Raw genomic sequence first — 2,734 nt, 5'->3', positions numbered from 1 at the left:
GGCTTGGGCTTGGGCTTGGGCTTGGGCTTGGGATGGGATCAGCCATCGGTCAGCTCGGTGTAGAGTTCAAGGTAACGCCGCATGATCGCATCCGGCGAAAAGGCCTGCTCGACCCGCCGGGCGCCCTCTTCCACCAGCGCCTTGGCCAACGCCGGTTCTTGTAGCAGCAACCGGATGCCCTCGGCCAGCGCCGGCGCATCCTCGCAGGGCACGCACCAGGCATCCGCGCCGTGCTGGGTGATCTCGCGCGCGCCGCGAAACGCTGCCGTCAGCAGCGGCCGGCGCCAGGCCCAGGCCTCGAGGATGACATTGCCCAGGGCCTCGGTCTCGAGCGACGGAAACACCACCAGGTCGGCGAGCTGCAGATAGGGCGCCGGCTCCGGCTGCCAACCCAGCCAGAGGATGCGTCGATCGATGCCGAGTTCGCGCGCCTGTTGTCGCAGGCGCTGTCGCAAGGGTCCATCGCCAAGCAGCAGCAGGCGCCAGCGGCGGCCACCAAGCTCGGCGGGCAATCGCGCCAGCGCAGCGAGCAGATAACGCTGACCCTTGACGGCGACGAAGCGGCCCATGCAGAGCAGCAGCCGCTCTTCGCGAGTCACCCCCAGCGTTCGACGCAGCCGCTCGATCTCGGCCGCCGGCAGCGGCTGCGGCGGATCGACGAAGTTATAGATCTGATACACCCGTTGCGCGGGCAACCCCTGTTGCAGCATCCAGTCGCAAAGCTGGCGCGTGTTGCCGATCCAGGCATCGGCATGCCGGTAGGGAGACAGCTCATAATAGCCACCGAGCCGTGTCAGATGGACCGGCCTGGTCAAGCCCGGCCGAGTCAAGCCAGCGTGGGCCGAGCCAGGCCGGATCAAACCAGACTGGATCAAGCCAGAGCGCTGCGACAGGCGCGTCAGTCGCGTCGCCCGCCCCATATAGGTCTGCACGATCTCGGGCCGCTCGCGCCGCACCAGCCGTTCGACCGCCAGCCGCGAGACGGGATCCCAGACGGTGCGAAACGGCAACCGATGGCACGGCAGCCGTGCGCCCCACTCCTGCTGCGCGCGCGCGCGATCCAGCGCGCCGCCGGCACGGATGCCGATGGCCACGGACGCCTGACGGTCAGCAAGCGCCTCGCAGAAGCGTTGGAACCAGCGCTCGGCGCCGCCCAGGCCCTTACTGCCGATCAGCTGCAAACTCGCGGGCCAGTTGCCGGATCTCATCCGAGCACCCAGGCCAGCCTGGAGATCAGGCGCCGATCCAAACTCGGCACTCATCGCGAAGCCTCCGCCAGCAGTTCCTGATAGACCCTGAGATTCCCCTCCACCATGGCGTCGACAGAGAAGGCCCGACGGACCCGCTCGGCCCCAGCCTGTCCGAGCCGCTCGCGCCACACCGGGTCAGCCAACAACGCGCGCAGCGCCTGCTCCAAGGCCAACGCGTCGCCGGGCGGCACGAGCACCCCCGTGACGCCCTCCTCGACCGCCTCCGGAATCCCGCCCACGCGGCTCGCGACGATCGCCACCCCGGCCGCCGCCGCCTGCAACAGGGACACGCCCAGCCCCTCCATCAGCGCCGGGTGCGCCAGCAGGGACAAACAGGGCAACAGCTCGGCGAGATCATCGCGAAAGCCGACCAGATGCACGCGCCCGCCAAGCCCTGCCGCGTCGATGCGTTGGGTGAGCGCCGCGGCAAGTGGCCCCTGACCGAAGAACAGCACCTGCAGACGCGGCTGCTCGGCGAGCAAGGTCGGCAGCGCCCGCAGCAGGACCGCGTGCCCCTTGCGCGCGATCAGCTGCGCGACCACCCCGAGCAACAGCGCATCCTCCGGCAGCCCGAGCCGTTCGCGGATCAGTCCCGGGCGACAAGGCCGGGCGAAGCGCTCGGCAACCACCGCGCTGCGCACCACCCGCAGCTTGGCCTCCGGCAGCCCCGCGGCGCGCAACACGCACGCGATCGCCTCGGAGATCGCGACGACCCGATCATGCAGCCGATACTTGAGCCCGACCAGCCAGCGCGGCTCGGGATTATCGACCCGGCGCGTGTGCAGCACGGGCACTCCCGCCAGCCGCGCCGCGAGACCGCCCATCAGGTCAGCGCCGATGCGACTGTGCAAATGCACCAGATCCGGCTGTAGGCGGCGGATCAGCCGATACAGGCGCCCGCTCATCAGGACATCCAAATCGCCGTGCATCGGCATCCCATGCACCTCGGCGAAAGGCTTGGCGCGCGCGCTCAGGTCACAGCCGCGGCGACAGGCCAGATGATTGTCGATGCCGCGCGCCGCCAGCCCCTCCAGCAGATAGAGTAGTTGTAATGCGCCGCCATAGAGATGCGCCCCGCCCTCGACGTGCAGCACCCTCATGCCGAGTCCACTGGCCAATCCGTTCGAGCGGCCTGATCGGACCGACTCGGCCGATCAGCGGGAGCGGCCTGATCACACCAACTGATCCGATCGGCTGGTTCAGTCCGGCTAGCACGGCTAGGCTGTTCCGCCTGACCCAAGAGTTCGAGCAGCGTCGCCATGACCTCGTCGACCTGAATCTCGCGCATGCAGGTGAAGGCGCCGTCGCAGGTCGGTCGACGTCGGCACGGCGAGCACTGGCGGTGATGGTAAAGCACGCGCGCGGTGGCACGACCGGTCTGGGTATAGGGGCAGGTGGAGCCGAACAGCAGCACCGTCGGCCGCTCGAAGGCGATGCCCATGTGGCTGAGGCCAGTATCGACGCCGACCACGAGGCGCGCGCGC

Annotated in this window: 3 protein-coding genes; all 3 read right to left on the bottom strand. The window is 69.1% G+C overall.

The features are described 5' to 3' along the window. Positions 1-38: 38 nt before the first annotated feature. Positions 39-1,208 carry a glycosyltransferase gene (locus tag ACLFQI_RS13240; protein ID WP_410760021.1) on the bottom strand — a complete coding sequence of 390 codons (1,170 nt, stop codon included), beginning with the start codon at positions 1,206-1,208 and terminating at the stop codon, positions 39-41. 50 nt (positions 1,209-1,258) lie between these two features. Beyond that, positions 1,259-2,350 (bottom strand): glycosyltransferase, encoded by a 1,092-nt coding sequence (locus ACLFQI_RS13235; RefSeq protein WP_410760019.1) that lies wholly within the window; start codon positions 2,348-2,350, stop codon positions 1,259-1,261. Next, the coding region (locus ACLFQI_RS13230) for a glycosyltransferase family 9 protein (RefSeq protein WP_410760017.1) at positions 2,347-2,734 on the bottom strand (388 nt) is incomplete at its 5' end. The genes ACLFQI_RS13235 and ACLFQI_RS13230, both read right to left, overlap by 4 nt.

Source organism: Halochromatium sp. (assembly GCF_046541315.1).
Lineage (GTDB): Bacteria > Pseudomonadota > Gammaproteobacteria > Chromatiales > Chromatiaceae > Lamprobacter.
The sequence above is the reverse complement of the archived record's forward strand: the minus strand, read 5'-3'. Positions and strand labels throughout refer to the sequence as shown.